We start from the raw sequence: 26,695 nt of genomic DNA on the forward strand, positions 1-26,695 counted from the left end.
ATCTATTCTTTAGCCATATATCCTACCCCACGGATCGTCTGTATGTAGTCCTGATCCTTCGTAATGCCCAGTTTTTTCCGAAGTGAATTGATAAAGACATCAATCACACCGGTGTTGTATTCAAAATGGATATCCCAAACCGACTCAATGATTCGAGTTCGCCTACAAACCGTATTTTTATTTCGGATCAAAAACTCCAATAAGGCAAACTCCTTCTGAGTCAGGGGAATTTCTTTTTCTTCTTTGAAAAGCTTAAAACTCAATGGTTCTAAACGAAAAGGCCCCAAAGTCAAAACCTCAGGCTCTTGATTTACTTTTCTTAGCTGTACTCTAATTCTTTCCAGCAGCTCCTGAAAGTGAAATGGCTTTTTGATGTAATCATTCGCACCTGCCTGCAAGCCAAAAACGGTCTCATCCACCGTATCCTTGGCCGTGAGGAATATAATTGGCGTGGAGCTGAATTCCTTTCGAAACTGCCTAGTCAACTCTATTCCACTAATTCCAGGCACCATCCAGTCGAGCAATAGTAGATCATATTCCCCAGTAAGGGCTAAATTCAGACCATCTCTTCCATTATCAGAAATGTCTACAGCAAAGTTTTCCTCCTCAAGACCCTGCTTAAGAAAATTAGATATACCCGGCTCGTCTTCTACAATGAGAATTCTCATGAGCCAAAATTTCGGGATTTTTAGGAAAAATGCAGGTTTTCTTCTTTAAAGTTTCCTTAAAAAATCAAGAAACTCACTGCATTTGAAAATTAAGCCATTTCCACCTGTCTTTCCTTGACATTTTTCTTTTTGCTACTTGGCTTTTTCTTTTTCCACTTATTCCACCAAATCAACGTCCCGGTGATAGGAAGAGAAGTAGCGATCAAGCAAGCGACAAACCAAAGAAACTTTGTAAAGGTGCCAAAAATCTCTCCTGTGTGTAGGCTTTTCACCGAGCGGCCAATTTGCTGTCTGACAGTCATATCTGAGAAAAGCTTGCTTTCCTTCACCACTAAACTAGCCTGATCAAGTTGCAGTTGATCCGACCCTGATCTGGCAAAAAAACCCGTTCGGTATTTACTGATACTGATGGATTCGGAGTCGTCCTTCGGAAGGCTGATTCTGCTGTTTCCGCTGTAAGGAAGGGTTTCATTTACTTTTGCTAACGCCTTATCTAAAGAAAACTGAAGAGCCGGTCCAGGAACTATCTCAATGGCCTCCTCTCCTTTTTGCTCTTCTTTAGGTGGCTGATAAGTGTCCCACGTCTTCTGCCAACCTTCTCGGTACCATTGAAATGACCAGAACAATCCCGTTGCAGACATGATAAACAAAGCGATTAGGGAATAAAATGCCAAGGTGTTGTGCAAGTCATGATTCACCCGCTTCCAGTTTCCTGACCATTTCACTTTGAGACCTTGACGCCAGCTATTGACCTTTTGGGGTACCCAAATTACCATTCCTGTTAATACCCCTAATAAAAATAAAGAAGTGGCTATTCCATTGATCAAACGGCCTAGCTCCCGATTGCTCATGCTTTCTAGCAAAGGCTCTTCAATTCGGTCGATCAACAACCATCGATGCAGTGAAAACTGCATACTCATAAATTCTTCTGCTGCTGTTCGCTCCGAATTATCTGCAACGACTTCGCCAGAGTAAGGGTTGACAAAAAAGGTAGTACCCCGACCTTTTTCACCCTCTTTCAATAAGCTAAACTGCACGGTTCGGCTTGGATCTTCACTCACAAAAACAGAAGTGACTTCACCGCCAATTTGAGACTCAACCTTACTTCTCAATTCATCCAAAGAAAGTCTACTCCCCTCTTCTTCCACAAAATACCGCTCTGAATCTGCCCACTCTTTGATCTCAGTATTGTAGACATAAATCGTCCCGCTAAGACAAACAAGGATGACAACTAATCCAGAAATCAGACCTGCGTAAAGGTGAATATCATTGAAGAGTTTGCGGACTTTTTTCCAAAGGGGATTTGTGGCTGCCATTCTTTATCCTTATTTAGATTTGGTCAAAATTAAAAGGAAAAATTAAGATTATTAAGATTGATTCTAAAAAATATTTGAATGGTCATAGAAAGACTTCAAATTGAAAAAAAGGAAATGCCCATGAGAATTGCTTCGCACACGGGGAGATGCCTCGATACATCGGGGTAGGGCATTGCATCTGACCGCTAAAAATCAAGTTATAAACAGATGAAATGATTGGCATTTTTTTAACTTGAGGCCGAAATCACCACCAATCATGAAAAACTCTTACTTTATACTGCTTCTACTCTCAATATTTGCCTGCACAGAAAAGGAACCAGATCCACGGGCTAATCAACCTGAGGATTTCAAACGAGTGCTAGATGCACATGGAGATTGGAGCCGATGGCTTGATGCAGAAGCCTTTTCTTACACCATGTTTCATGAAACGAATTTGACTCAAGAGAATCACTTTTTCAATTTGGATTCGAGAAAAGGTAGAATCGATGCTCAAAATTTTCAAATAGGCTTTGATGGGCAAAAAGTCTGGATTAGCCCCAACAGACAAGCTTTTGGGGGGCCTTCCGTAAGATTCTATCATAATCTATATTTCTACTTTTTTAGCATTCCCTACATTTTCACAGATCCTGGAGTGAGCGTGGAGAAGATCGAAGATCGCACCTTAAATGGCAAAAGCTATGAAACCTACAGTGTAAGCTTTGCCAGTGATAAAGGAGATAGCCCTGATGACCAATACTACATGTTAGCTGACCCAGAAACCCATCAATTGGAATGGGTGCTCTATACAGTTACGTTTTTTGATAGTCCAGAACCTACCCTAAATGCCCTTAAATACGAGGACTATCGGGATGCAGGAGGATTGGTATTTCCAAGAGTTCTGACAGGCTACACATTAGAAGGTGATTCCACAGGCAGGATACGATATCAGGTCAGTTTCGCAGATGTTGTACTGACAGAGGATGCTCTTGATGATGATCTTTTTGAAATGCCGGAAAAGGGTGCCGTTGTAGCAAATTGAACCAACCCTCATTAATTATCAGTATTTTTGCATATGGTTAGGGGAATTCTAAATATACCTGACAATGCCTGGGTAAGGCGTGTCACTTTGTGGAGACAGGTAAAAGACATCTTATTTATTGGAATAGGTGTGGTGATGGCCAGCATTGGTTTAAAAGGGTTTTTACTTCCAAATGGATTTTTTGATGGTGGGGCTATGGGAGTTTCGCTGTTGATGGAAATTCTCACTCCACTTGACCTTTCTGTCCTAATCGTTTTAGTAAACATTCCTTTTATTTATCTGGGATACAAACAGTTGAATCTAAGGTTTGCAATCAAAAGTACCTTTGCCATTTTTGCTCTAGCACTGCTTGTTCACTACATCGAACTACCTACAATCACAGCCGACAAACTCTTAATTGCTGTTTTTGGGGGCTTTTTCTTAGGAAGTGGAATTGGCTTTTCGATACGGGGAGGAGCCGTCATTGATGGTACAGAGGTATTGGCTATTCAGGTTTCCCGAAAGTCAAGTCTTACTGTAGGAGATTTTATCACTGTTTTTAATGTTTGCCTTTTTTTAGTAGCCGCTATTCTGGTGGGGCTTGAAACAGCCATGTATTCCATGCTGACCTATTTTGCTGCGTCAAGAACCGTCGATTTCCTTATCAATGGTGTGGAAGAATATCTCGGGGTGATGATTGTCTCTAATTACTCAGATGCGATCAAAGAAAAAATCACTTACGATCTTGGCCGGGGAGTGACAGCATTTAAAGCCGACGGCGGATTTGGTGAAAAAGCTAAAAACCCTGATCGAAATGTACTTTTTTGCGTAGTCACCCGATTAGAAGTTACACGCGTATTGACTGAAATCGACAAAATCGACCCAAAGGCTTTCGTCATTCAGTATCCCATCAAGGATACCAAAGGCGGAATGATCAAAAAAAGGCCTTTACATTAAGGCCTCTTTTGAAGATTCATCATTTTATCAATTGACTGATTACCCTTTCAGTGACTCCAATCGTAAGTATCTACTTTTTCCAAACAAGCGACCAATAGATCGATCGATCCTTGAATATCCGATTTGTGCGCCATCTCGATCACCTGATGAAGGTGTCGGGTTGGAATAGAAATAGCACCGGCAATCGCTCCTTGCTTACCCATTCGCTGTACTCCTGCGGTATCTGTCCCGCCAGCAGTAAGAATCTCGGGTTGCCAAGTGATTTTTTCTTGATCTGCAATTTGCTTCATAAAAGCCACCATCCGATAATCACAGATAGTCATCGCGTCCATGATTTTGATAGCTGTACCCTTTCCTAGTTCCGTCACTTTTTCATGAGCTTGTGCACCTGGCACATCAAAAGCGATAGTGGTATCTAAAGCAATCCCAAAATCCGGATTGATACTATGAGCTGCCACATTGGCTCCTCGTATTCCCACTTCTTCCTGTACCGTGAAAGTAGCAAAGACATCATAAGCGGGGCTTTTCAAATTCTTGAGGGCTTCAATTAGGATAAAAACCGCTACTCGATTGTCGATCGATTTGCAGTTAACACAATCACCCATTTCGATCAATTCTCGATCGCGGGTCACGGGGTCACCGATAGAAATATACTTTTCGACTTCCTCCTTGGGCATGCCTAGATCAATGAAAAAATCAGTAGTCTTTGGAAGTTTATTTCGCTCTTCCTGACTCATTACATGAATAGGCTTACTTCCCATCACACCGATTAGGTCTTTCTTCCCATGTACTATCACTCGCTGTGCTGTCAAAGTCTTGGGATCAAACCCACCGAGGGTATGGAACCGCAGAAATCCATTTTCATCGATATGAGTCACAATAAAACCAATCTCATCCATGTGCGCTGCTACCATCACCCGCTTACCATCAGGGTTTCTTTGTCCTTTTTTGACTGCGATGACATTTCCCAAATTATCGGTTTTGATCTCATCGGCATAAGGCTTTACCAATTCGATAATTAGGTCTCTAATCCGTTTTTCAAATCCCGGTGCTCCGGCTATTTCGCATACATCTTTGAGTAATGAAACGTCCATATATTCTATTTATATCAGTTAATTGAGCTAAAATACAAGATAAAAAAAGCGCAACGAAGACGCTGCGCTTGAAATTTAAGATTCTTATCGAACTAGTATGCCCGGATGGTTTTTCCTTCCATAAAGTTTGCAAATGACCGGTTTACAACTCGAGTACCACCACTTGTCGGATAATCGCCAGTAAAGTACCAGTCCCCAACGTGATCAGGAATGCAATGATGTAAGGATTCAACCGTCTGATAAATCACCCGAACTTCCGCTTTGATTTCTGGTGAGGTTACGATTTCGGCGATCTTGTCAGATATCTCTTGATCGGTAAAATTCTCATAGACCTTCTTCACATAGTTCTCTAAGGAGCTTGGATTAGCTATACAAGCCTCATATGTCTCATCCAAAATATTCTCCATTTTGCGTTCCTTTAGCAAAGCCAAAGCGGCACGGAAGGCAATGAATTCTTTCATTCGAGACATATCGATCCCGTAGCAATCAGGGAAACGGATCTGAGGAGCAGAAGAAACGATTACAATCCGCTTGGGATTGAGTTTGTCGAGCGTAGTCAAAATACTCTTCTCCAAAGTGGTACCTCTAACGATACTATCATCAATCACCACAAGGGTATCTACACCCGGTCTGACTACTTCATAGGTCGTGTCATACACCGAACTCACCATCACATCTCGATCATCGTCATTGGTGATAAAAGTTCGAAGCTTGACATCCTTGCTAACAAGTTTTTCGACTCTTGGCCGGAAATTGAGCAATTCTTCCAAATCACCCATGTGAGGTTTTCCTTCCAAAAAGACCTCTTTACGCTTGGCAACCAGATAATCTTCTAAACCTTCGATCATACCCAAAAAGGCTGTTTCAGCTGTATTTGGAATGTAAGAAAATACGGTATTCTTCAGATCGAAATCAATAGCTTTCAATATTTGAGGAATGAGTGCTTTTCCTAAATTTTTCCGCTCCTGATAAATATTTGGATCGGTACCACGAGAAAAATAGATCCGCTCGAATGAACAGGATTTCTTTTCTCTGGCAGGCATAATTTCCTCTTCTGAGTAGCTTCCATCCTTATTGATCACCAAGGCATGACCCGGCTGAATTTCCTTAATCTCCTTAAAATCAATATCAAAAGCAGATTTGATCGCAGGCTTTTCGGAGGCTACTACGATAATTTCATCATCGGCGTAATAATATGCTGGCCTGATTCCGGAAGGATCACGAACAACAAAGCTCGAACCATTTCCTATCATTCCAGCCATCGCATAACCTCCGTCAAAATCACGGCAGGATCGACGTAGAATTCTGCCTACATCTAATTCATCCTCAATTAGGTGTGTGACTTGTTCATTAGAATACTGGTGCTTGTATTTTTCGAAAATCCGTTGGTTTTCTTCGTCCAAAAAGTGACCAATTTTCTCCATCACCGTGACCGTATCGGTCTTCTCCTTCGGGTGCTGACCCAATTGAACTAGCTTTTCAAACAGTTCCTCCACATTGGTCATATTGAAGTTTCCAGCCATTACCAGGTTACGGCTTCGCCAGTTATTCTGCTTGAGGAAAGGGTGACAAGTCTCAATGCTGTTTTCCCCGTGCGTACCATAGCGCAAGTGTCCTAGCCAAACTTCGCCAGAGAAAGCAATATTTTCTTTCAGCCAATCTGCATCACTGAGTGCATCGTGTCCTCCAAGTTTTTTAGCTTTCTTGTACTTCTTATTGATTTTATCAAAAATATAATTGACCGCAGAGGGCTCTATCGAGCGATATCGACTGATGTAGCGCGTGCCGGGTTTAGTATTAATTTTGATATTGGCGACACCGGCACCGTCTTGACCTCTATTGATTTGCTTCTGCATAAGAACGTACATCCTATTAGAAGCAAAAGCAGGCGTGCCGTATTTATCGATGTAATATTGAGGGGATTTGCGGAGCCTGACCATGGCTATACCGCATTCATGCTTGATGGCGTCACTCATTGACCGGGAGATAAGTTAGCGTGATGATACAAAGGTACAGCAATTTAAAAGAATTCAGAACCGAAAAGTTCATTTCGCTGCGCTACTCCTTATCAATGTCCTAGCTAAGATCAAAAACGAAGCATCACGTAGCCTTGAGGAACGTAGGTTGTGGCCGTAGTAAGCATAGAATGAGCCACTTCTACCCCTTCTACCAAGTCTTCTTTTTTCAGGCCGCGCAAGATCATGGATTGTCCACAAACTAAAATATCAGCTCCCGCTTCTCTCAAAGCTGCGAATACAGGAGCGTTCGGATTGTCTACTTTATATCGCTCTTTATAATTCTCATTATTCAAAATAGAGAAAATCGCCCCACCATGGACCACTACTTTGACATGGAGCCTTTCTTTGGGTACTCCTGCCAAGCCATGTAAATTCATCAATCGAGCCACATTATCTACATATCGGTTGACATTTTCAGGGGTTTCAGTACCTGTAATCAGGTCTATCAAAATCTTATATTCAAGCGAAGGATCGGGACGTTCGGTAGCTTCCGGCACCTCGTAGATACCTCCAAAACCCTTAACGATTGGAAATTGGGCTTCCTGAGCAATTAAAGATGAACAGGTCAAAACAAAAATAAGCGAAAGCAGGGATAGATTCTTGATCATGGATTTGATTTTAAGAATCGAAAAATAAGTAAAAATCTAAACGATCAGCGACCCATTTATCAAATATTACTTAGGTATTATTTAATTAGGTTTTTAAGCCAAGCTTTAATCGATAGATAGATCCTTGCCCTTTCTGCCGGATGACCTGCGAGGTAGATAATACCCGCATAGGATAAGGTGATAAGGAAGAAAACAAAAATCATTTTTAAATAAAAAAGGCCTGCTATAGCTTGCAGGCCTGAAGTGCGCACGAGAGGATTCGAACCTCCACACAACTTAATGCACCACCCCCTCAAGATGGCGTGTCTACCAGTTTCACCACGTGCGCGGTTAGGGTCTGCAAAAGTAGAAAGCTGAAGTCTTCGATGCAAACAGATTTCTAGCTTTTGCAAAAATATTTTTAACCGTAAACCTTTCGCTCGGCCGCCAAAAGCGTATTGTAAAGCAATGAGGCAATGGTCATCGGCCCTACTCCACCCGGGACAGGAGTAATAGCCGAAGCCTTTTCGGCTACTTCATCAAACTTCACATCTCCGATCAATCTGAATCCGGATTTCTTGCTGGAATCCTCCACTCTATGAATTCCCACATCAATGACGACTGCACCAGGCTTTACCATATCTGCAGTAACAAACTCAGGCTTACCTAAGGCCACTATCAAAATATCAGCACTTTGTGCAATTTCCTTCAAGTTTTGGGTTCGGCTGTGAGTCAAGGTAACAGTAGCATTCCCTGGATATCCATTTCTAGCCATCAAAATACTCATGGGACTACCCACAATGTGGCTGCGGCCGATTACCACGCAGTGCTTTCCGGAAGTTTCGATTTCGTACCGCTTGAGCAATTCGACGATTCCATAGGGAGTTGCAGCCACGTATGCCGGCCAGTTCAATGCCATTCGGCCCACATTCGCAGGAGTAAAGCCATCCACATCTTTCTCCGGTTTGATCTTGTCAGTTACCTTTTCAACGGAAATATGCTTGGGCAAGGGAAGCTGTACAATCAGACCATCGATATCCGGATTCTCATTGATTTCTTCCACCTTCGCCAAAAGTTCTTCCTCAGAAACTGTGTCTTCCATTCTTACCAAAGTAGACTCAAAACCTATTTCATGACATGCTTTCACTTTGGCGCCCACGTAGGTTTGGCTCGCACCGTCATTTCCCACCAAGATTGCAGCCAGATGAGGAATTTTTCCACCTTCAGCTTTGATCTCTGCTACTCGAGCAGCTATTTCATTTTTAATGTCTTGTGAGGTTTTTTTTCCGTCGATAATTGTAGGCATAGGTCGTGTGTAGGTTTTGAACTTCGAAATTCATCATTCGACGTTCATCATTCGATATTTAATTATTATTTCGTTCAGCAGTTTCTATACTTTTCACAAAGATTGAAATCAATTGGTTACACTCGTTTAAGAGTTTTATGATTTCTCCCTTATCAAGATGCAAAATGGATTTATCAATTATTTTGATTGCAACTCTAGTTTCTCTTAACTCTTTGAGGACAATTTTCAGTTTATGGATAAAATCCTTTCTTGATTCTCCAGATTGTGCTTCACCATAATTCAAGGCTGGAGAGGTCCCACTTCGAAGCAGCTGATTTGCTAAATGGTTTCCAGCTTTTGAGTTGACCATAGAATCTGTGAAAGCAATGATTGAGGCAGCAAAATTTATCAAACGCTCTTCCAAATCATATTTTCTTTCCATAGCAAGTATCCAATCAAGCAATCTCAGGCCTTATTTTATATTCCCACCAACCAATATTTATAAATAATGAATGATGAACATCGAATGTCGAACGCTGAAGTTTAGAACTCGCACTTCGTACTTCTAATCTAGCTTCAACACTGCCATAAACGCCTCCTGAGGTACCTCTACATTGCCGACTTGTCTCATGCGTTTCTTACCTTTTTTCTGCTTTTCAAGAAGTTTTCGCTTTCGGGAGATATCACCGCCATAGCACTTCGCCAACACATTTTTACGAAGGGCTTTTACAGTTTCCCGGGCAATAATCTTCGTTCCGATTGCAGCTTGAATGGCAATCTCAAACATCTGACGAGGCACCAATTCCTTCAGTTTTTCACAAAGACGCTTGCCCCATTCATAGGCCTTGTCCCGATGGACGATTGCCGAAAGGGCATCCACGGGCTCGCCGTTTAGCATGACATCCAGACGGACCATGTGTGAAGGCTGGTAGCCTTTCAACTCGTAATCCAGAGAAGCATAACCTCTTGAGATCGTCTTCAATTTATCGAAAAAGTCAAACACAATCTCTGCCAAAGGCATGTCAAACTGTAATTCTACCCGCTCGGAAGTCAGGTAGACTTGATTCTTGATCTGTCCACGCTTTTCCATACAAAGCTGAATCACTGGACCTACATAATCCGAGGCGGTAATGATGGATGCTTTGACAAAAGGCTCTTCAATATGCTTGAACTTAGTCGGGTCAGGCATATCTGATGGCGCATTGATCACTTGGTAGGTATCGTTGGTCATCAGCGCACGGAATTGCACCGAAGGCACAGTTGTAATAACAGTCATGTCAAACTCCCGCTCCAAGCGCTCCTGCACGATCTCCATGTGCAGCATTCCCAAGAATCCGCATCGGAATCCAAAGCCTAGGGCCGCAGAAGTCTCAGGTTCCCAGACGAGCGATGCATCATTGAGCTGCAACTTTTCCATAGAAGCTCTCAACTCCTCAAACTCGGTGGTATCTACCGGATAAATTCCTGCAAAAACCATCGGTTTCACATTTTCAAAACCTTGAATGGCTTTGTCACAAGGACGCTTGGTGTGGGTAATCGTATCCCCTACTTTTACTTCTTTGGCTACTTTAATCCCAGAAATCAAATAGCCAACAGTACCCGCACCCATTTCTTGCTGAGGGATTTGATTGAAACCTAAAATACCGATTTCATCAGCTTCATATTCCCTGCCGGTGTTGACAAATTTAATTTTCTCTCCTTTACGAAGCGTTCCATTGAAGATTCGGAAGATTACTTCAATTCCCCGGAAGGAATTGTAATGCGAATCAAAAATCATCGCCTGTAACGGAGCATCCGGGTCGCCTTTAGGAGCAGGAACTTTCTCTACCACGGCATTCAAAATATCCTCAATGCCAATTCCCTCTTTGCCGGAGGCCAAAATGATATCTTCCCGATCACAACCGATCAAATCGATAATTTCATCAGCTCGAAGTTCAGGATCAGCACCTGGCAGATCAATTTTATTGAGAACTGGAATGATTTCCAGATCATGGCCCATCGCCAAGTACAAATTAGAAATCGTCTGAGCTTCAATACCTTGCGAAGCATCCACAATCAAAAGTGCTCCTTCACAAGCTGCGATCGAACGCGACACTTCGTAGGAAAAATCCACGTGTCCCGGGGTATCGATCAAATTGAAGGTGTATTCCTCCCCCTTGTAAGGGTATTTCATCTGAATAGCGTGCGACTTGATCGTAATCCCCCGCTCGCGCTCCAGATCCATGTCATCCAACAACTGGTCCTGCATCTCCCGATCACTCACCGTATTGGTGAACTGCAACAACCTATCCGCCAACGTACTCTTCCCATGATCAATGTGGGCGATAATACAGAAATTTCGAATGTTTTTCATAAGCATTTGTGCCGCAAAAGTAGGGAAAAAGAAGGAGAATTTATGAGTAATACAATTGAAATACAGCTTAGATGAAATACAGTGGAAATACAATCGCTTCGCTCCATGAAATAAGCCTTCGGCGAAATAGGCTTTACGCAAAAATACTCTTCTTGGCAGCTTTATTTCATTCACCGAAGGTGAATTTATTTCAACCGTATTTCCACTGTATTTCGACCTCTGACATTTAGCTTTTAACTTTGCCACGAAAATAATTTAATTCATGCAATCCATCGCCGAATCAAAAAAGTCCCAAAACATCGCCGAGTATATCATCTATCTCTATCAGCAGGAGGATTTAATTCGCTCTTTTCAAGGGAATCTGGAGGAAATCCGACAGTATGTCGTGGCTCACTTTCCAGTGGAAAAAATGGAAAAGGAGTCCATTTTTAATTGGTATCAGGACTTCCGAAATCAAATGGAAAAAGAAAGAATTATGGAGAAGGGGCATCTGGAGGAAACCCAAAAATTAGTAAAGGAACTCTCGAAAATTCACTGGAAGCTCTTAAAGACGGACAAAACCTATTTTGATTCCTATCAAAAAGCAAAGCCTTACATTCTACAAGCTGTAATGGAAGCCGGAGGCAAAGACCTGGGAAATGAAATCCAAATCTGCCTCAACGGAGTCTATGGACTTTTGCTTTGCAGACTACTGGGCAAGAAAGTTTCGGATGAGCAAATGAAATCCACGGAAGCTTTTGGGGAAGTCTTGAGTCTCTTGAATTTGGTGTATCAGCAGGAAAGGATTTCGAGGAATTGAAAAGGAGTTGAAAATTGAAAAATTTGAAAATTACTACTTGGAATTGTGCCGGTGCGCTTCGAAAAAAATTTGATTTTTTAGAAACTCTAGAATCAGATATTTATATCATTCAAGAATGCGAAGAACCCCACAAATCAAATAATCCAAATTATAAAGACTGGGCTAAAAACCATCTTTGGATTGGAGATACTAAAAATAAGGGGCTAGGGATCTTTGCCAAACCCGAGATCCAATTGGAAAAACTAGATTGGTCAAACGTATTTCAAGACCATACAGTAAAGCATTTTTTCCCTTGTAGAGTTAATGAGTCATTCCAGCTTTTAGGAGTCTGGACCCATAGAAACAATTCACCAAATTTTGGGTATATAGGCCAATTCTGGAAGTATCTTCAAACCAATATGACAAATTTTGAAGAGATAATAGTTGGTGGTGATTTCAACAGTAATGTAATTTGGGATCAATGGGATAGATGGTGGAATCACTCAGATGTTGTCAAGACCTTAGAGGAAAAAGGAATAAAAAGTTTATATCACCAACATTTCCAAGAAAGCCAAGGACGAGAAACCAAACCAACTTTTTTTCATAGGAAAAATAGCCAAACAAGCTACCATATCGACTACCTTTTTGCCTCTTCAAAATTTCATCAGAACCTTCAATTAATTGAAGTATCAGAGTCAGAGGAATGGCTCAAAATATCGGACCACTTCCCTTTAACAGCAATTTTTAAATTTTAATTTAATTTAATCACCCATAAACTCCCAAACACTTCTGTATCCTCCTTTTTCTTCAAAATAACCCAGTAAAGAATCGAAGAAGGAGTTACTTGCCAAGGTGCTGCTATCTCCGATCAGGACCAGCTTGCGCTTGGCGCGGGTCAGGGCGACATTCATCCGGCGCTCATCAGCCAAAAAACCGATCTCTCCCCGCTCATTGGATCGAGTCAGAGAAATCAGCATCAAATCCCGCTCCTGCCCCTGAAATCCATCTACGGTATCGATGGTAATCAGGTCAGCAAAAGCCTTAAGGTTGGGAAAATCAAAGCTCTCAAAAATCAAGGAACGTAAGTACCTGACCTGCGCCGAGTAAGGCGCAATCAAACCGATAGTCCAGCCATTTTCCTTGAATTTTGAAATTCCGATTCGCTTGATCAGTTCATTCAAATACTTGCACGCGAATAAAGCTTCCTCAGGATTAAATGTACTCAGACTTTCCTCCTCCTGCCGATCAGTATAGCCTGCACCGGCGGTATCAATCCATTCTATTATGGATTCATCTTCAAAGAAATGCTGCTTGGTATTTTCTGCAGCTAGCAATTTACCACCGTAGAAATATTCATTGGAAAATCCCATGATTTCGGCTTTCATGCGGTATTGCACCTGCAACAGTTCTGCTACTTGAGGCTTCCGCTGGATCACCTTTTCCATAAGCGTGATAGCTAAACCTTCTTTTGCAGCCTCGAAGGATTTGATCGTTGGCGGAAGTTGTAAGTGATCACCAGCAAAAACCACCTTTTTAGCCTTCAGGATTGGAATCCAAGTTGCCGCTTCCAATCCCTGAGCTGCCTCATCAATAAATACCACATCAAAGCTCATCCCTCTCAAGTGATGAGAAGAAGCTCCGACCAAGGTGCTGGCAAAGACCTGCGTCTTTTGAAAAATATCGAAGGAAATATACTCCTCCAGATGCTTAGCTGCTTCACGGATTCGCCCCACCTCATCAAATAATAACTTCCGCTGCCGACGTTCTTCCGGCCCAAAATTTCGCTTGTACTGCTTAGCCAGTTTGAGATATTGAGCTATGTCTTTTCGAAGCTTTTTCAGGTCTCGATAAGACTCATGATTTGCTGTTTTAGCATCTAAAGTCTGATTGAGAATCTTTTCCTCCACTCGGGCTGGATGCCCCAATCGCAAAGTTGAAATCCCTGAATCCGTCAATTTTTCAACCAATAAATCCACCGCAGCATTACTGGGAGCACAGACCAAAACGGATAGACCTTTATCAGTAGCCTCCGAAATAGCTCTGATCAAGGTAGTGGTTTTTCCGGTTCCCGGAGGTCCATGGATAATTGCTACATCCTTTGCATTGGCGATTTTTTGGCAAGCTTGGTTTTGGGAAAAATTCAGGTGCTCAGACTCCCTCCTTGACAGATCACTAAATGCTGCAGCTCGATCGCCAATCAGAATTTCTCTTAATTCTTTGAGTCGTTGATTTTCTGGAGAAATCACTTTTTTCAAAGCAAATTCCATCTCTCGATAGCTGGCCTCATCAAACAATAAGTCCACACCCAAACGGCTGCTATCCATCCAGTCCGGCAACTCATCCGCCTGAAGCGTGACAATCATACTATCCTTTTTAACCTGGTTGATGACTCCGTTGACGCGGTTTTCAGAAGTAGCATAGCCATCTTGGGTAGAGAAAAATGCTACAGATTTTCCGGACTGAAAGGCAGAGTTTTGGCTGGAGTCCAGTCTTTCAATTTCTACCAAAAGCCGCTCTCCCATTCCAATTTTGGCTTTTTTGACCTGAATGGGGTGCCAGGTAATTCCTTCATTTTTCTTATCTGCCAGAGAAGTATTCAAAAACTTTTTTTTGTATTGGGCTAGGTCCTCCTGCCACTCCTGCTTCAAAAGTTTCAGTCCTTTTCTTAATTCCTCCGTGACTTTGTCCATCAATCCGTATTTTGTGGACGAAACTAATCAAAAGCCATAGAGTTTCCTTTTTTTTACATCCCTCATGAATTTTCTAGCACATGCTTTTCTGTCCTTTGATCAAGAAAAAATTCTTGTCGGGAATTTTATCGCAGACTTTGTGAAAGGCAGGCAAATCGAAAACTTCGAGGAGGAAATCAAGCGAGGCATATTTCTCCATCGCGAAATAGACCTGTTCACCGATTCTCACCCTTTGGTCAAAGCAGGGCAATCCTACCTCCGCCCCAAATTTGGACACTATTCCACAGTCATCACGGACGTTTTTTTCGATTATTTTTTGATCAAAAACTGGTCAGAATTTTCAGCTTCAACTGTTGAAGACTTTATCCAAAAAACCTACGATACCCTCGATCGTCACGAGGACATCTTTCCGGAGCGCTTTGCCAATATGTATTATTGGATGCAAAAGGACAATTGGCTCCTGCATTATGGGGAAGTGGAAGGTATCCGGCGCTCACTGACCGGAATGGCCAAACGTACCCGATTTGACTCCAAAATGGAGCAAGCACATCTGGCTTTGATCGAATACGAAGATGAATTTGAGGTGATTTTTTTCGCTTTTTTCAGAGAATTGGAGACTTTTGCCAGACAAAAACTTAGCGAACTAGCCAGTCACACATGATCGTCATCAAACCCAAAATATCCACCTATTTTTCACTTAGCCTGATTGTAGTTGCCTTGCTGACAGGCTTGATCTTCATTTTACGGGATTTTGCCTATAAGGGAAGCTTTGGGCTTTGGTTTTACCTGATTGCAGCTTCTTTGATCACGTTGGTTCTGCTGATGCTTTTGGTGAAAATGATGGCAGGCTTTCGATTCATCACTGCCGGTAGGGATCAAATCATCGTGAAGCTACCACTTAGAGGCTTTCAGAAAGCCTATCCTGTCAGCGATATTCTGGTTTGGGAAGAAGAAGTGGTGGTAGCGAACAAAAAAGAATTCAGACAAATGACTGTGGCATTCTCAGATCAGCAATCTATTAGTATCTCCAATCATGAGCATGAGGCCTACAGTGAACTGGTCAAATACCTTCGTAAAAAAGCAGCTAAAAAAGAGATTAAAAACAAAAAAGCCTGATTGCTCAGGCCTTTGGTTATCGTTGATTTCGAAAATGCTTATCGTAAAGTTCAATACTTTCATTGATAATTCGGATCGCATCTTCTTTTCCTAAGAAGTCCTCCACTTTCACTTCCTTGTTTTCAAGCTTTTTGTAATCCTCAAAGAATCGGTGTACCTCCTTCATCAAATGCGGAGGAAGCTCATCGATGTCATTGATATAATTCACAGATTGGTCTCCCGCAGCTACTGCGATGATTTTATCATCCGCTTCTCCTCCATCTACCATTCGCATCACTCCGATCACTTTTGCCTCCACCAAGCACATGGAAGGAATATCAATCTGAGAAATAATCAGGATATCCAAGGGGTCATGGTCCTCACAATAGGTCTGTGGAATAAAACCATAATTTGCCGGATAATGAACAGCGGAAAAGAGAACTCTATCGAGCATTAGCATTCCGGACTTTTTGTGTAGTTCGTATTTCCCTTTACTTCCTTTGGGGATTTCCACTACGCCCATTACCTGTTCGGGAGCGCCTTTACCGATGTTTACATCATGCCAAGGATTAATCATAATATGTGTTTTTTGTTGGAAAAAATTATCGCAACAAAGATAGGCTTTCATGGCCAAAAGGCCAGCAAGAATTACGAATTCAAAGAAGGAAGCACTACTCTCACTGTAGTTCCTTCATTCAAAATAGATTCCAATTCAACCTTTCCGCCCAATTGCTCCACTGCCTCTTTGACCATGTACAGACCTAAACCAGTACCTACATTTTGCTGCGTTGCACGGGTGAATAGATTAAATACTTCCGGATGATGACGGTCTTCGATGCCGATACCATTGTCCTCGAGCATGACGATCGCTTCACCATCTCGCACATCTATCGTCAGTGCGATTCGCTTTTCTCCATGCTCATTTTTCATAAACTGAACCGAATTGGAGAATAGGTTATTTAAAATCACTCGGATTTTAGAATCGTCTGAGAAAAAAGGTTCTTCTTGGTTGACCTGTAATTCTACGTGAAAATGTGAAAGATCAAACTTGGCTCTGTAAGCTTCCATTTGCTGATTGACTACTTCTTTGAAGTCAATCTGAGTGATTTTATGATCGATTTTAGTGGATCGATAAAAATCCAGCATCTTATAGATAAAGTCATCCAGTTTAGTCGTGGCCGTATCGATCATGTCAAAAAACTCAAGGACATGTGGATCTTTAATTTCCATTTTGGCAAGCTTAGAAACGCCCGAAATACTCATCAAAGGCCCTCTAAGCTCATGGGAAAGACTATATACAAACTGGTTCATCTCTGAGTGGAGTTTCTCCAGTTTGATGTTTTTTTCCTTCAGCTCTCTCCGCATAAAAAAGATATCTGCAGCGTTTTTGATCGAATTTTTGATCTGCTCGATATTCCAAGGCTTGTCTATAAAACGATAGACCTCACCTTTATTGATCGCATCAATGACTGAGGCAATATCTGAATAGCCTGTCAGCAAAATCCGCACAGGGTCCGGATTGATTTCGATCATTTTTTCAAAAAATTCCGTACCTGTCATTCCCGGCATCCGTTGGTCAGCAATGACGACATGAATTTCTTCTTCCTGAACGATCTTTAATCCTTCGAAAGCATCGATGGCAGTAAAAATCTTAAAATCTTTTCGAAGGGTAGCGCGGAACGATTTGAGGTTATTGTCCTCATCGTCAATGTAAAGTACCCGAATATCACTGCTATTCATTCTTGCTGTTACTTTGGTAGGTGGGTAGCGTAATGATAAAAGTTGTGCCCTGACCGACTTCGGTATTTACCTCCATCGTGCCCTTATGGTTCTCAATAATAGAATAAACTATTGAAAGCCCCAAACCTGTACCTCTCCCTACTGACTTGGTTGTAAAAAAAGGTTCAAAAATACGTTCCTTCACATGCTCAGGCATACCCGGACCGTTGTCTTCAATTTCCACTACCACAGAGTCTCCCAGTGAACGGGTGCGTATTTCAATTTTTGGATCTTTGATCGTATCGATATGATCACTCAAGGCATGAACAGCATTATTGATAATGTTCATGAATACCTGATTGATCTTACCTGCCAAGCACTCGACCATCGGAAGCTCTCCAAAATCCCTAACGATACGAATTTTTCCTGGAATAGAACTATTAAGAAGGATAATGGTACTATTGATACCATCGTGAAGATCCACTTTTTTGACATCCTGCTCATCCACACGAGAAAAGAGCCGAAGACCTTTGACTATTTCAACCGTACGTTTTGCCCCTTCTTCCATCCCTTTCAGCAATTGATCTACTTCCTCAAGGACATAATCAAGTTCAAGCTCCTCCTCCAGGTCCGCTGCCTTCTTTTTAGATTCAGGAGCGAATTCCGATTGCCCGGTTGTTCGATAAAAATCGATCACCTCCATGATGTCTTTTATATCTCGCTTGAGGGGCGTGATGTTAGAACTCACAAAATTGATTGGGTTATTGATCTCATGAGCGATACCTGCAGTAAGCTGACCTAGGGAGGCCATCTTCTCCTGACTGACCAATTGACTTTGAGTGTTCTGCAGGTTTCTCAAAGCCTGCTCTAGTTCATCTGTACGAACCCTTACTTTTTCTTCCAAGAGGGTATTTTGCTCCCGGACTAGCTCCTCATTCTGCTTCAATACTTTCAGTCTCTCGGCCTGCTCTTCTTCCTTCTCCTTCTTGAGGATGTTGATTTTGTCTGCAAGGGCGAAGGAGAGTAATACCACTTCCAATGCAGAGCCCAAAGGCATGATATATGCAGTCAGATCATTTGTCGGGATAATACCCATTTCGCTCAAAACGAATAGGAAGATACCGAGCATAAAAACCGACCAAGCCAACAAATAATAGCGTGCGGGACGATAGCCTAATTTTAATATTGAAAATGCAACAAGCAATACAAAAATCACCACTATGGACTGCGTAACCAATAAAGTCTGATAACTAACGGTAATAGAAAAGAAGAATGCATTTACAAGGATAAAAGCATATACTAGGTATATAAAATAAAACCCTCTATCCAGCTTTGGAACAAACTTATCGGTAGATAAAAAGACTCTAAGGAACCAAATACCCACAATACTCACCAAGGATGAAAAAATAACTCCAGCCCTTAAATTCATCCAGATGAAATTAGGCCAAAGTATTCCTTGTGTATAACCCAATATGGAGGATTGAGCAAACCAGACTAATACCGTATGGATTACATAAATTAGATATAACTTATCTCTAACTGAGAAAAATAAAAATAGATTATAAAAGAATAAACCGACAATTACACCGGTAAAAATCCCAAAAAAGATATTCTCTCTATTGATTAGCCTTTCAAGGAATTCTCTTGATGCTACGGATGAAGTTATAATCTTTTTGTTGACGCTATTTACTTTGAGATATAAATCAACATGCCCCTCATTTGGAATATCTACCTTGAAAATGATAGATTTTGATGGAATAGACTTACTATCAAAATCAACCAATCTTCCACCAAGGTATGAATCAAGAACTTTTCCATCTTGAACTACAAAAAGCTCCAAGCTGTCCAGAGAAGGATTGTTTATGTAAAGGTACTTCTCGAGATTTTCTCCCTGATTTTCTACTTGGTACTTAAGCCATATTACGTCATTATTAATTCCAAAATTTTTATTTTCATTATCAAGCAATGAGAAATCATCTCGATTGACCACGTTTTCTATGGACAAATCTTCATCTGACTCTAAAATCAAATATTCATAACGATCCAAATAAACACTCTCACCAGTTATCTTAATCGGGTTTTGTGCAAAAAGTAAGAGTAGTGAAGAAATAATAGTAAACAACATAAACTATCTCCAATTAGGACTTTTAATTTTCAATTGATAAGTGATCTCTACCGGTCCCTTGAGAGTTTCTTCCATTCTTGTACACTCAAGGTTCTTTCTTAGATCTAAAATAAAATCCCGCTCCACCGGAAGGGCATGAGGTAAATTTTTCACATCTCTCAGAATAGCCAATGTTGCTACCAAGTCCAGTTTTGGGTAAAAGAACGTTCCACTATTCCCAATCTCCTCTTCTATTTCAAATCCTTTTTGAAGAGTAGGTTTGAGTGTATATTCTGCACATAGCGCAAAAAGTGTCGGAACTTGTAATTGCTCCGCTATAACAAGCGAGGTTCTTGAAAGAAAAATTGCCCCTATTCCATAACCCGAAATCGCGCGACTATTCCATAATCCCCCAATCTCCCCCGTACCCGCATTTCTATACTTGGCTACAAGATCAAAAATTCTTGAATCTACGGGTGCAATCGCACCTTCCAAGGGAAGAGGATATTCCTCTGAGGCTATATGTATTCGAAGGCCGCTAACGACATTTCCTGTGGAGTTCTCATGAACAGTTACTACAAAGACATATGGGTTATACTTCCAGTCGTTATTAGAAGAGGTTACTTTGGTCACTCCATACTCCTTCAGCACATTTGCATGACCCTCAATGAATTGATCACATATTTCTGGTTCATCAATAGCCCTGAAGGCTTTGAATGTAAACATTATTGCTGCATGATTAAGGTCTCTCTTACATCGCGGCGATAGGAACGCATGCTTGGTTCCCCTGCGAAATTTAGCCTAAACATAAAAATTTCCTCCATTCCATTTTCGATCTGGAATAATTTTCTGAGAGTTTCATGGTGTTTTTTGATGATTTGCTCTTCCTTCTCAGTAAAGCCATGATCCTTCTCGCGATTCACTCTATGAAAAATAAAAAGCGAAGCGGTAACGGGCTGAAAACTCATCCCCATCATGTTAGATTTTACCCAAATTCGCTGTAGTATTCTACCGGCTTCCAAAACAGAGGAGGCAGTATATTTTTTGCTTTGCAAAAGGAAAATAGCAGAACTTGCCATCAAGGTCGAATGACTGATTTTAGTCAAGCCGTAGCCCATCAAAAACTTTCTGAAGAACTTCACTGTGCGAGGGTCCCGAAGCAAGCCCATTGCAGCTTTCTCTGTCCCGGAAAGTTCTAAAGTAGCTATATCTATCCCATCACTACTCTCTTTTGCCTCTTTGTCATTCCACCTCAGTTCGTGGATGAAATCCTGCAAACCCTGCTGATGAAACAACCTCATCCTATCCATTCCACCCAAGATCTCTGAAAGTCTCTCTAGTTCCTGTTCCGCTTCCAGATAATCCAACTTCAGACCTTCTGATTGTATCAGATCAAAAACCATCTGAATTTGTTCTGGAGTCAGATTTTCCTTTTTAGTGTTTTTTCGATTTGTACACCGAATTCTCACCCCTTCATACAAGTCAAGGTGAGGAATATCAATACTTTGATTCTGTTTACTCACAAACCTGATACTAGCTATCAGATCATCTTCAAAGCTTTGAACCTGATCAATTATATCAACCTCAAAACCATGCTTTCCACAGTAAATCCTCAAATTTTCAAGGGCAGAACCAAAAGCGATCAATGAGCCAGTACCTTTGTAATCCAAAAGCGAATGACTTCGCTCTCTGTCGTGGAAAAGGTGCAAAACTCCTTTTTGATCCATCACCCAAACCCAGGGTTGAATATTCCCTCCTGAAGGCGCCAAATTGGCAAAAGAGAGCATTTCAAGAAGCTCCTCCTCTGATGGTTTGTACCCTGATGGCAGGATATTATTGGGTAAAGAAGCTAAGAAATCACGGTTTTTGACAGGTATTGAATGATATGGGGCAGTATCCTCGGTCATTTCTATTTGGACAAGTTCATCCAAGTCCACATAGAATCTTCCCGATTTCACTTCATCTTCGAGGAGAAGTTTTCGACCGACATGTGCAACTGAAGCCCCACCTAAGAAAACTGCTGAAGCTAATTGTGGCCAACTGGAAATGGTCTGCCCTACTTCCAAAAGAGATGCTTTCATCCGTGGAGAAAGCGTCTCAATTCCAGTAATTTTCAATCCTATACCTACTTTTTGCTGATTACTCAGTCCCTTGAGAGAACCCATTTCTATATTCCCCATCATCCCATGGAAAATAGGCCTATCAGGCTCCAAATCGAAACGTTCAATGTCTAGCATACCTCTATCTGAGGTTTCCATCAGAACAGGAATTTTCTTTGCACGAGCTTTCTCCCTGAGGAGAACTTTCACATCCAAGCTATCGCATTCGTCGATAAGCAAGTCGAGTCCACCATCTGAATCTAAAAAGTCGTCAACATTTTCTTCTGTTATTCCATCCCTGTAAAGCGTAAGCTTTAAGTAAGGATCTATCTCAGATATCGCCCTTGCCGCGATCACTACCTTTTCCTGACCCAAACTAGTCAAACTAGCATTGATCCGATTGAGATTACTTAGCTCCAAAGTATCAAAATCTGCAAGACGCATTTCTCCACAACTTCTCTCAAGAGCCATGGCAATCGCGACACTTTGCCCTACTGAAAGCCCGACAATTCCAATTTTCTTTGTTCCAAGTTCGGATTGTTCTTCCGGAGTGATTTTGTAATTATTCCTAACCGTCCTGATCTTAATGAAATCCTCTTCTTCCAATAAGTGGACAATTGTATTTTTCCAAGGATAGTAAACCCAGTTACCAAAATCATCCTTTATCCTATCTCTAAAAAAGTTTTCGACCTCGACATCCAGCTCGATTTCAGTAAAGGTGCGCGTTGGACTATTCGCCTTTATCAAATCTTTGACCTGACTTTCAATTTGATCAACTACCTGAATATGAGGGACATCCAATAACTCTAAAAACTCTTCCTTTTGAGAAGAAATTCTTGGGTCAAGGATAATAGGATAGGCCCGTGCTTCCAGATCTATTTTGGGTGAATATAGCATGAAATAGGCGCAAATAGGGTGATGTGCTTTGTAAAGTTAGTTTTTGATTTTAATTCTCAAATGTATTTTTAAATTATTTTTTTATGAATCATATAATTAGTCACTATAATTAATAAAAACGCATTTTGTTTTTATTGTGAATATTAGCTTTTCAAAAAATGTATATAATTAAGTATTCTCATTCTCTGCAGGTTATTGACACCCTTGGTGAAAAATGAATTCTGGCATACTGAAGAAATTCAGGAATAGTAGAAAATCCAGATCACTTTGTTTGTTTTTCATCGAAAAAAACAATTATTTCGGTTTCAAATATCTGGACCCAAATCGGGTGTAAAATGGAAGAAACCAAAAAAGACGAAAAAATCCGGATTTTATACGTAGACGATGAGGAAAACAACCTCCAGGCGTTTCGAGCTACATTTAGAAGGGATTATAAAATTTTTATTGCGATTTCTGGAGAAGAGGGAAGAAAAATCCTGGAACAGGAAGACATAGAAATCATTATTACCGATCAACGGATGCCTGAAGAAACAGGAGTTGAATTTCTGGAGTCTATCATCCCTCATTATCCAAGCCCGATACGAGTTCTTTTAACCGGATACACTGATATTCAGGCGGTAATTGACGCGATCAACAAAGGTCAAGTTTACCACTACCTCACCAAACCTTGGGAAGAAGATTACCTCAGAACTGTCATTAAAAATGCTTACGAAGTCTTTTCCCTTCGAAGAGAAAACGAGCGATTGACTCAGGCACTAATCAAAGCAAATGAGCAACTGGAGTTCCTTTTAAGGCAAAATCTTCTTAGCTAATCAATACCTCGCTGCTAAAAGTAGCTGTAATTCCTTATGAGTGAGATCAAATCTTTTGGCTAAATAAGCATTGGTCAAGCTACCTCTGTAGGTATACACTCCTCTCAAAAACCATCGATAATTAAAAATCATTTCTTCTGGCCCACCCAAGTCTGCCATTTGAAGAACGATGGGTGTGAAAATATTCGATAAAGAATAAGAAGCTGTTCGGGAAACTCTTGAGGCAATATTTGGCACACAGTAATGAGTTACATCATGTATCTGATACGTAGGATCTTCATGCGTAGTCATCTTTGAAGTTTCAAAACAGCCACCTTGGTCAATCCCCACGTCAATGATAATGCTTCCATGCATCATATTGGCAACCATTTCCTCACTGACCACGATTTTATTTCTTCCTTTCTCAGCTCTGAGAGCACCGATGACTACATCGGCTTCCGAAAGTGCTTGAGTCAGTGTCAAATTATCAATCGTTGAGGTATAAATCTGCTGGCCTAGAAGCTGCTTCAAGCGTCGAAGCTTGTAAATATGATTATCAAAAACCTTGATATTTGCTCCAAGTCCTAAGGCTGTTCGTGCCGCATATTCTGCCACGGTTCCCGCCCCGATAATCACCACTTGAGTGGGCGGCACTCCTGTGACACCACCGAGAATCAGCCCTTTACCGTCATTTACACTCGAAAGGTATTCCGCTGCAATCAGCATCACAGTACTTCCGGCTATTTCTGACATAGCCCTCACTACTGGCATCCCTCCTACCTTATCTTCCAGGTACTCAAAGGCAATCGCCGTGATCTTCTTGGCATTTAATGCCTCGATGAATTCTTTGTTTTGTCTGGAAATCTGCAAGGCTGAAATTAAGCAAGCCCCTAGACTCATCTGCTCTATTTCCTCCAAATCCGGTGCATCAACTTTCAAAACCAACTGAGCTTCTAAGGCTTCTTTGGAAGAATAAACCACTTTGGCACCAGCATCAGAATAATCTTGATCTGTGAATTTGGAAGCTTTCCCCGCACCTGTCTCAACAATGACTTGAAGCCCATTATTACTCAGAAGACCTACCGCCTCAGGGGTCAAAAGCACTCTTCTTTCCTCGGAGGATTTTTCTTTTGGCAAGCCAATCGTGATCGGGTTTTTCCTTTTCTGCACAGCTAAAGGGGCCTCTTTTGGTATCAATCCCACGGCTGCTATTTCTTTGATTTCGCTAGGCATTATGGAAATGTTCTAGGGTTATTTTTCGGGTTTGTGTATCTAGATAAGCTATTTCTATTAAGAAAAACTCCTCTGGAAGGTATGGAGCAATCTTTTCCGGCCATTCTATCCAGCAAATATTGCCACTATAAAAATACTCTTCTATTCCGATATCCAAGACTTCATCGGGATCTTCTATTCGGTAAAAGTCAAAATGGTAAATTTCCTCGCCCGTATTCCTTTCGTAATGATTGACAAGGCCAAAGGTCGGACTACTTATCGGATCAATGACATTTAGCTGCTTAGCGATACTTTTGACAAGAGTCGTTTTTCCAGCCCCCATTTCACCTTTGAATACCCAAATTTGTTCCTCTCCTGCCTTATCTACCACCCAAGAGGCGATGTCATCAAGCTGGTCTAATCCGTAAATTTTTGTGTCCAAATTTGAATTATTTTGATTTGAGATAGACAATCGGGACAATCATTTCTTCCAGAGAAATCCCTCCATGCTGAAAGGTGTCCTTGTAAAAATTGACATAATAATTGTAATTATTGGGATAGGCAAAGAAATAATCCTCCACAGCGAATACATAAGCACTGGAAACATTCAATTTGGGAAGTTTGGCTTCTTCGGGTTTCGAAACCTCAAAAACTTTCCCGGGCTCATAATTTAGGTTTTTACCCTGCTTGTATCTGAGGTTGGTCGTGACATTTTTATCGCCGATGATTCGATAGGGCTTGTTGACCCGCTTGGTTCCGTGGTCAGTGGTGATAATGACATCTGCTCCCGCTTGCTGAATTTTCTTGAGCATCTCAAACAACGTCGAGTGCTCAAACCAGCTTTTGGTCAGTGACCTATAGGCGGATTCATCCGGAGCAAGCTCACGGATCATCTTCATATCCGTCCGTGCATGCGAGACCATGTCGACAAAATTATAAACCAAGACATTTAGCTCATTTTGCAACATAGTATGAAACTGATCGACTGCACTTCTACCATGAGCAGCCTGCAGAATTTTGGTGTAGGAAAATCTTATTTTTTGCCGGTTTTTTTCCAGATTGATCCGAATCCACTCTTCTTCAAAGTTATTTTTGCCTTCGTCTGTATCTTCATTTTCCCAATACTGAGGGTAAAATCTAGCCATATCCAAAGGCATCATCCCACTGAAAAGAGCATTTCTGGCAAAAGCAGTGGTCGTAGGCAGGATACTGTAATAGGTCTCCTTCTCAGCAATCGAGAAATAAGGAGTAAGCAGGGATTCCATATCTTCCCACTGATCGAGTCTGAGATTGTCAATGACTATGAAAAAGAGCGGTTTGCCACTTTGAATTCTTGGGAAGACCTTTTTTCTCATCACATTCGGAGAAATCAAGGGCTTTTCCTGATTTTTTTCTTCCATCCAGGACAGGTAGGATTCCTTGACAAAACGAGCAAAATTGGCATCTGCCTCTGACTTTTGAGTCTCTAAAACCTCCTTCATGCTTTTATTCTCCGTCTCGTCGATTTGGAGCTCCCAATAGGTCAGCTTGGTATAAATATTTGCCCAATCTTCATGATCAACCGCATCTCCAACTGCCATGGAAATATTCATAAAATCCTGCTGATAATTCATGGTAGTCTTCTGATCGATCAACTGACGATTTTGAAGGATTTTTTTTACTGAAAGCCAAATTTGACTTGGATTGAGGGGTTTGATCAGGTAATCTGCGATCTTCCCTCCTATCGCGTCATTCATGATATGCTCTTCTTCGCTCTTGGTGATCATCACCACGGGAATCTGAGGTTTGATCTGCTTGATCTGCTGCAGTGTCTCCAATCCGGTCATTCCTGGCATCATCTCATCTAAAAATACTACATCAAACATCCCTTTCTCTATTTCTTCAATAGCATCTACACCCGAATTGACCGTGGTGATCTGATAGCCTTTCTGTTCTAGAAAAAGAATATGGGGTTTGAGCAGGTCGATTTCATCATCTGCCCAGAGGATGGAGGCATTTTGGTTCATAGTGTTGTCCGATTCTTTTAAAATTATAA

Annotated in this window: 24 protein-coding genes and 1 tRNA gene; 7 read left to right on the plus strand and 18 right to left on the minus strand. The window is 41.3% G+C overall.

Going from position 1 to position 26,695, the window contains the following annotated elements:
* Positions 1-2: 2 nt before the first annotated feature.
* Together OU792_RS01595 and OU792_RS01600 are read right to left on the minus strand one after the other, a co-directional pair.
* Positions 3-668, minus strand: coding sequence for a response regulator transcription factor (locus OU792_RS01595; RefSeq protein ID WP_026944680.1), 666 nt, complete (start codon positions 666-668; stop codon positions 3-5).
* A gap of 89 nt (positions 669-757) precedes the next feature.
* Complete coding sequence (locus OU792_RS01600) at positions 758-1,984, minus strand: PepSY-associated TM helix domain-containing protein (protein ID WP_274669294.1); 1,227 nt, start codon at positions 1,982-1,984, stop codon at positions 758-760.
* A gap of 256 nt (positions 1,985-2,240) precedes the next feature.
* On the opposite strand from OU792_RS01600, the gene OU792_RS01605 reads away from it, so the two are divergent.
* Positions 2,241-3,002 carry a DUF6503 family protein gene (locus OU792_RS01605; protein WP_134202153.1) on the plus strand — a complete coding sequence of 254 codons (762 nt, stop codon included), beginning with the start codon at positions 2,241-2,243 and terminating at the stop codon, positions 3,000-3,002.
* Positions 3,003-3,035: 33 nt separating this feature from the next.
* Positions 3,036-3,938: a YitT family protein gene (locus tag OU792_RS01610; RefSeq protein WP_134202152.1), complete on the plus strand. Its 903-nt coding sequence runs from the start codon at positions 3,036-3,038 to the stop codon at positions 3,936-3,938.
* Positions 3,939-3,985: 47 nt separating this feature from the next.
* Here the strand turns inward: OU792_RS01610 and OU792_RS01615 are convergent, their stop codons facing one another.
* The 7 genes from OU792_RS01615 to lepA all read right to left on the minus strand — a co-directional run bounded on the left by OU792_RS01615 (position 3,986) and on the right by lepA (position 11,281).
* Complete coding sequence (locus OU792_RS01615) at positions 3,986-5,032, minus strand: M42 family metallopeptidase (RefSeq protein WP_274669295.1); 1,047 nt, start codon at positions 5,030-5,032, stop codon at positions 3,986-3,988.
* Positions 5,033-5,124: 92 nt separating this feature from the next.
* A complete protein-coding gene (locus tag OU792_RS01620; RefSeq protein WP_274669296.1) occupies positions 5,125-7,008 on the minus strand; it encodes an amidophosphoribosyltransferase in 1,884 nt (627 codons plus the stop codon).
* A gap of 110 nt (positions 7,009-7,118) precedes the next feature.
* Complete coding sequence (locus OU792_RS01625) at positions 7,119-7,658, minus strand: DsrE family protein (protein WP_134202149.1); 540 nt, start codon at positions 7,656-7,658, stop codon at positions 7,119-7,121.
* 244 nt (positions 7,659-7,902) lie between these two features.
* Positions 7,903-7,986: transfer RNA gene (locus tag OU792_RS01630), tRNA-Leu, on the minus strand.
* A 72-nt stretch (positions 7,987-8,058) separates the two neighbouring features.
* Positions 8,059-8,943: a bifunctional 5,10-methylenetetrahydrofolate dehydrogenase/5,10-methenyltetrahydrofolate cyclohydrolase gene (locus OU792_RS01635; protein ID WP_274669297.1), complete on the minus strand. Its 885-nt coding sequence runs from the start codon at positions 8,941-8,943 to the stop codon at positions 8,059-8,061.
* 58 nt (positions 8,944-9,001) lie between these two features.
* Complete coding sequence (locus OU792_RS01640; RefSeq protein WP_248602799.1) at positions 9,002-9,385, minus strand: four helix bundle protein; 384 nt, start codon at positions 9,383-9,385, stop codon at positions 9,002-9,004.
* A gap of 102 nt (positions 9,386-9,487) precedes the next feature.
* Entirely contained in the window at positions 9,488-11,281 is a 1,794-nt protein-coding gene (gene lepA, locus OU792_RS01645; protein WP_035482884.1) for a translation elongation factor 4, read from the minus strand.
* Positions 11,282-11,537: 256 nt separating this feature from the next.
* On the opposite strand from lepA, the gene OU792_RS01650 reads away from it, so the two are divergent.
* Positions 11,538-12,074 (plus strand): DUF4924 family protein, encoded by a 537-nt coding sequence (locus OU792_RS01650; RefSeq protein ID WP_274669298.1) that lies wholly within the window; start codon positions 11,538-11,540, stop codon positions 12,072-12,074.
* A 23-nt stretch (positions 12,075-12,097) separates the two neighbouring features.
* Complete coding sequence (locus OU792_RS01655; RefSeq protein ID WP_274669299.1) at positions 12,098-12,808, plus strand: endonuclease/exonuclease/phosphatase family protein; 711 nt, start codon at positions 12,098-12,100, stop codon at positions 12,806-12,808.
* Between the two features lie 6 nt (positions 12,809-12,814).
* On the opposite strand, the gene OU792_RS01660 is transcribed toward OU792_RS01655, so the two are convergent.
* Positions 12,815-14,743 (minus strand): AAA domain-containing protein, encoded by a 1,929-nt coding sequence (locus OU792_RS01660; protein WP_274669300.1) that lies wholly within the window; start codon positions 14,741-14,743, stop codon positions 12,815-12,817.
* Between the two features lie 64 nt (positions 14,744-14,807).
* On the opposite strand from OU792_RS01660, the gene OU792_RS01665 reads away from it, so the two are divergent.
* Positions 14,808-15,404, plus strand: coding sequence for an acyl carrier protein phosphodiesterase (locus tag OU792_RS01665; protein WP_274669301.1), 597 nt, complete (start codon positions 14,808-14,810; stop codon positions 15,402-15,404).
* Positions 15,401-15,859, plus strand: coding sequence for a hypothetical protein (locus tag OU792_RS01670; RefSeq protein ID WP_222583764.1), 459 nt, complete (start codon positions 15,401-15,403; stop codon positions 15,857-15,859). The genes OU792_RS01665 and OU792_RS01670 overlap by 4 nt, the downstream gene beginning before the upstream one ends.
* Before the next feature lie 16 nt (positions 15,860-15,875).
* On the opposite strand, the gene OU792_RS01675 is transcribed toward OU792_RS01670, so the two are convergent.
* From OU792_RS01675 to OU792_RS01695, 5 genes are all read right to left on the minus strand, one after another.
* A complete protein-coding gene (locus tag OU792_RS01675; RefSeq protein WP_024283267.1) occupies positions 15,876-16,415 on the minus strand; it encodes an inorganic diphosphatase in 540 nt (179 codons plus the stop codon).
* 71 nt (positions 16,416-16,486) lie between these two features.
* Positions 16,487-17,578: a hybrid sensor histidine kinase/response regulator gene (locus tag OU792_RS01680; protein WP_134202142.1), complete on the minus strand. Its 1,092-nt coding sequence runs from the start codon at positions 17,576-17,578 to the stop codon at positions 16,487-16,489.
* Positions 17,571-19,682, minus strand: a complete 2,112-nt coding sequence (locus OU792_RS01685; RefSeq protein ID WP_274669302.1) for a sensor histidine kinase — start codon at positions 19,680-19,682, stop codon at positions 17,571-17,573. Before OU792_RS01685 ends, OU792_RS01680 begins: the two co-directional genes overlap by 8 nt.
* A gap of 3 nt (positions 19,683-19,685) precedes the next feature.
* The gene (locus tag OU792_RS01690) at positions 19,686-20,387 is read right to left on the minus strand and encodes a hypothetical protein (protein ID WP_133390075.1); all 702 of its coding nucleotides are present in this window, start codon (positions 20,385-20,387) and stop codon (positions 19,686-19,688) included.
* Positions 20,387-22,657 carry an Rv1355c family protein gene (locus tag OU792_RS01695; RefSeq protein ID WP_134202140.1) on the minus strand — a complete coding sequence of 757 codons (2,271 nt, stop codon included), beginning with the start codon at positions 22,655-22,657 and terminating at the stop codon, positions 20,387-20,389. Before OU792_RS01695 ends, OU792_RS01690 begins: the two co-directional genes overlap by 1 nt.
* 335 nt (positions 22,658-22,992) lie before the next feature.
* Here OU792_RS01695 and OU792_RS01700 point away from each other — a divergent pair, with 335 nt between their 5' ends.
* Positions 22,993-23,469 (plus strand): response regulator, encoded by a 477-nt coding sequence (locus OU792_RS01700; protein ID WP_026944661.1) that lies wholly within the window; start codon positions 22,993-22,995, stop codon positions 23,467-23,469.
* Here OU792_RS01700 and OU792_RS01705 read toward each other — a convergent pair whose 3' ends face one another.
* Genes OU792_RS01705 through porX form a run of 3 tightly spaced genes read right to left on the minus strand, consistent with a single transcriptional unit; the run spans position 23,470 to position 26,666 of the window.
* Entirely contained in the window at positions 23,470-24,681 is a 1,212-nt protein-coding gene (locus OU792_RS01705; protein ID WP_134202139.1) for an alanine dehydrogenase, read from the minus strand.
* Positions 24,674-25,102, minus strand: a complete 429-nt coding sequence (gene tsaE, locus OU792_RS01710; RefSeq protein WP_134202138.1) for a tRNA (adenosine(37)-N6)-threonylcarbamoyltransferase complex ATPase subunit type 1 TsaE — start codon at positions 25,100-25,102, stop codon at positions 24,674-24,676. The genes OU792_RS01705 and tsaE overlap by 8 nt, the downstream gene beginning before the upstream one ends.
* Positions 25,103-25,109: 7 nt before the next feature.
* Positions 25,110-26,666, minus strand: coding sequence for a T9SS response regulator signal transducer PorX (gene porX / locus OU792_RS01715; protein WP_100629489.1), 1,557 nt, complete (start codon positions 26,664-26,666; stop codon positions 25,110-25,112).
* Between the last annotated feature and the right edge of the window lie 29 nt (positions 26,667-26,695).

The sequence above is a fragment of the Algoriphagus sp. NF genome (genome assembly GCF_028823735.1).
In the GTDB taxonomy this organism is placed as follows: Bacteria; Bacteroidota; Bacteroidia; order Cytophagales; family Cyclobacteriaceae; genus Algoriphagus; species Algoriphagus marincola.

What these genes read in the sequence shown, in the direction of transcription:
- lepA (WP_035482884.1), bottom strand. Translation starts at nt 11,281, where the DNA reads ATGCTTATGAAAAACATTCGAAATTTCTGTATTATCGCCCACATTGAT.
- OU792_RS01690 (WP_133390075.1), bottom strand. Translation starts at nt 20,387, where the DNA reads ATGTTTACATTCAAAGCCTTCAGGGCTATTGATGAACCAGAAATATGT.
- OU792_RS01595 (WP_026944680.1), bottom strand. Translation starts at nt 668, where the DNA reads ATGAGAATTCTCATTGTAGAAGACGAGCCGGGTATATCTAATTTTCTT.
- OU792_RS01700 (WP_026944661.1), top strand. Translation starts at nt 22,993, where the DNA reads ATGGAAGAAACCAAAAAAGACGAAAAAATCCGGATTTTATACGTAGAC.
- OU792_RS01675 (WP_024283267.1), bottom strand. Translation starts at nt 16,415, where the DNA reads ATGATTAATCCTTGGCATGATGTAAACATCGGTAAAGGCGCTCCCGAA.
- OU792_RS01605 (WP_134202153.1), top strand. Translation starts at nt 2,241, where the DNA reads ATGAAAAACTCTTACTTTATACTGCTTCTACTCTCAATATTTGCCTGC.
- OU792_RS01635 (WP_274669297.1), bottom strand. Translation starts at nt 8,943, where the DNA reads ATGCCTACAATTATCGACGGAAAAAAAACCTCACAAGACATTAAAAAT.
- OU792_RS01680 (WP_134202142.1), bottom strand. Translation starts at nt 17,578, where the DNA reads ATGAATAGCAGTGATATTCGGGTACTTTACATTGACGATGAGGACAAT.
- OU792_RS01705 (WP_134202139.1), bottom strand. Translation starts at nt 24,681, where the DNA reads ATGCCTAGCGAAATCAAAGAAATAGCAGCCGTGGGATTGATACCAAAA.
- porX (WP_100629489.1), bottom strand. Translation starts at nt 26,666, where the DNA reads ATGAACCAAAATGCCTCCATCCTCTGGGCAGATGATGAAATCGACCTG.
- OU792_RS01600 (WP_274669294.1), bottom strand. Translation starts at nt 1,984, where the DNA reads ATGGCAGCCACAAATCCCCTTTGGAAAAAAGTCCGCAAACTCTTCAAT.
- OU792_RS01620 (WP_274669296.1), bottom strand. Translation starts at nt 7,008, where the DNA reads ATGAGTGACGCCATCAAGCATGAATGCGGTATAGCCATGGTCAGGCTC.
- OU792_RS01670 (WP_222583764.1), top strand. Translation starts at nt 15,401, where the DNA reads ATGATCGTCATCAAACCCAAAATATCCACCTATTTTTCACTTAGCCTG.
- OU792_RS01615 (WP_274669295.1), bottom strand. Translation starts at nt 5,032, where the DNA reads ATGGACGTTTCATTACTCAAAGATGTATGCGAAATAGCCGGAGCACCG.
- OU792_RS01660 (WP_274669300.1), bottom strand. Translation starts at nt 14,743, where the DNA reads ATGGACAAAGTCACGGAGGAATTAAGAAAAGGACTGAAACTTTTGAAG.
- OU792_RS01665 (WP_274669301.1), top strand. Translation starts at nt 14,808, where the DNA reads ATGAATTTTCTAGCACATGCTTTTCTGTCCTTTGATCAAGAAAAAATT.
- OU792_RS01685 (WP_274669302.1), bottom strand. Translation starts at nt 19,682, where the DNA reads ATGTTGTTTACTATTATTTCTTCACTACTCTTACTTTTTGCACAAAAC.
- OU792_RS01625 (WP_134202149.1), bottom strand. Translation starts at nt 7,658, where the DNA reads ATGATCAAGAATCTATCCCTGCTTTCGCTTATTTTTGTTTTGACCTGT.
- OU792_RS01650 (WP_274669298.1), top strand. Translation starts at nt 11,538, where the DNA reads ATGCAATCCATCGCCGAATCAAAAAAGTCCCAAAACATCGCCGAGTAT.
- OU792_RS01695 (WP_134202140.1), bottom strand. Translation starts at nt 22,657, where the DNA reads ATGCTATATTCACCCAAAATAGATCTGGAAGCACGGGCCTATCCTATT.
- OU792_RS01610 (WP_134202152.1), top strand. Translation starts at nt 3,036, where the DNA reads ATGGTTAGGGGAATTCTAAATATACCTGACAATGCCTGGGTAAGGCGT.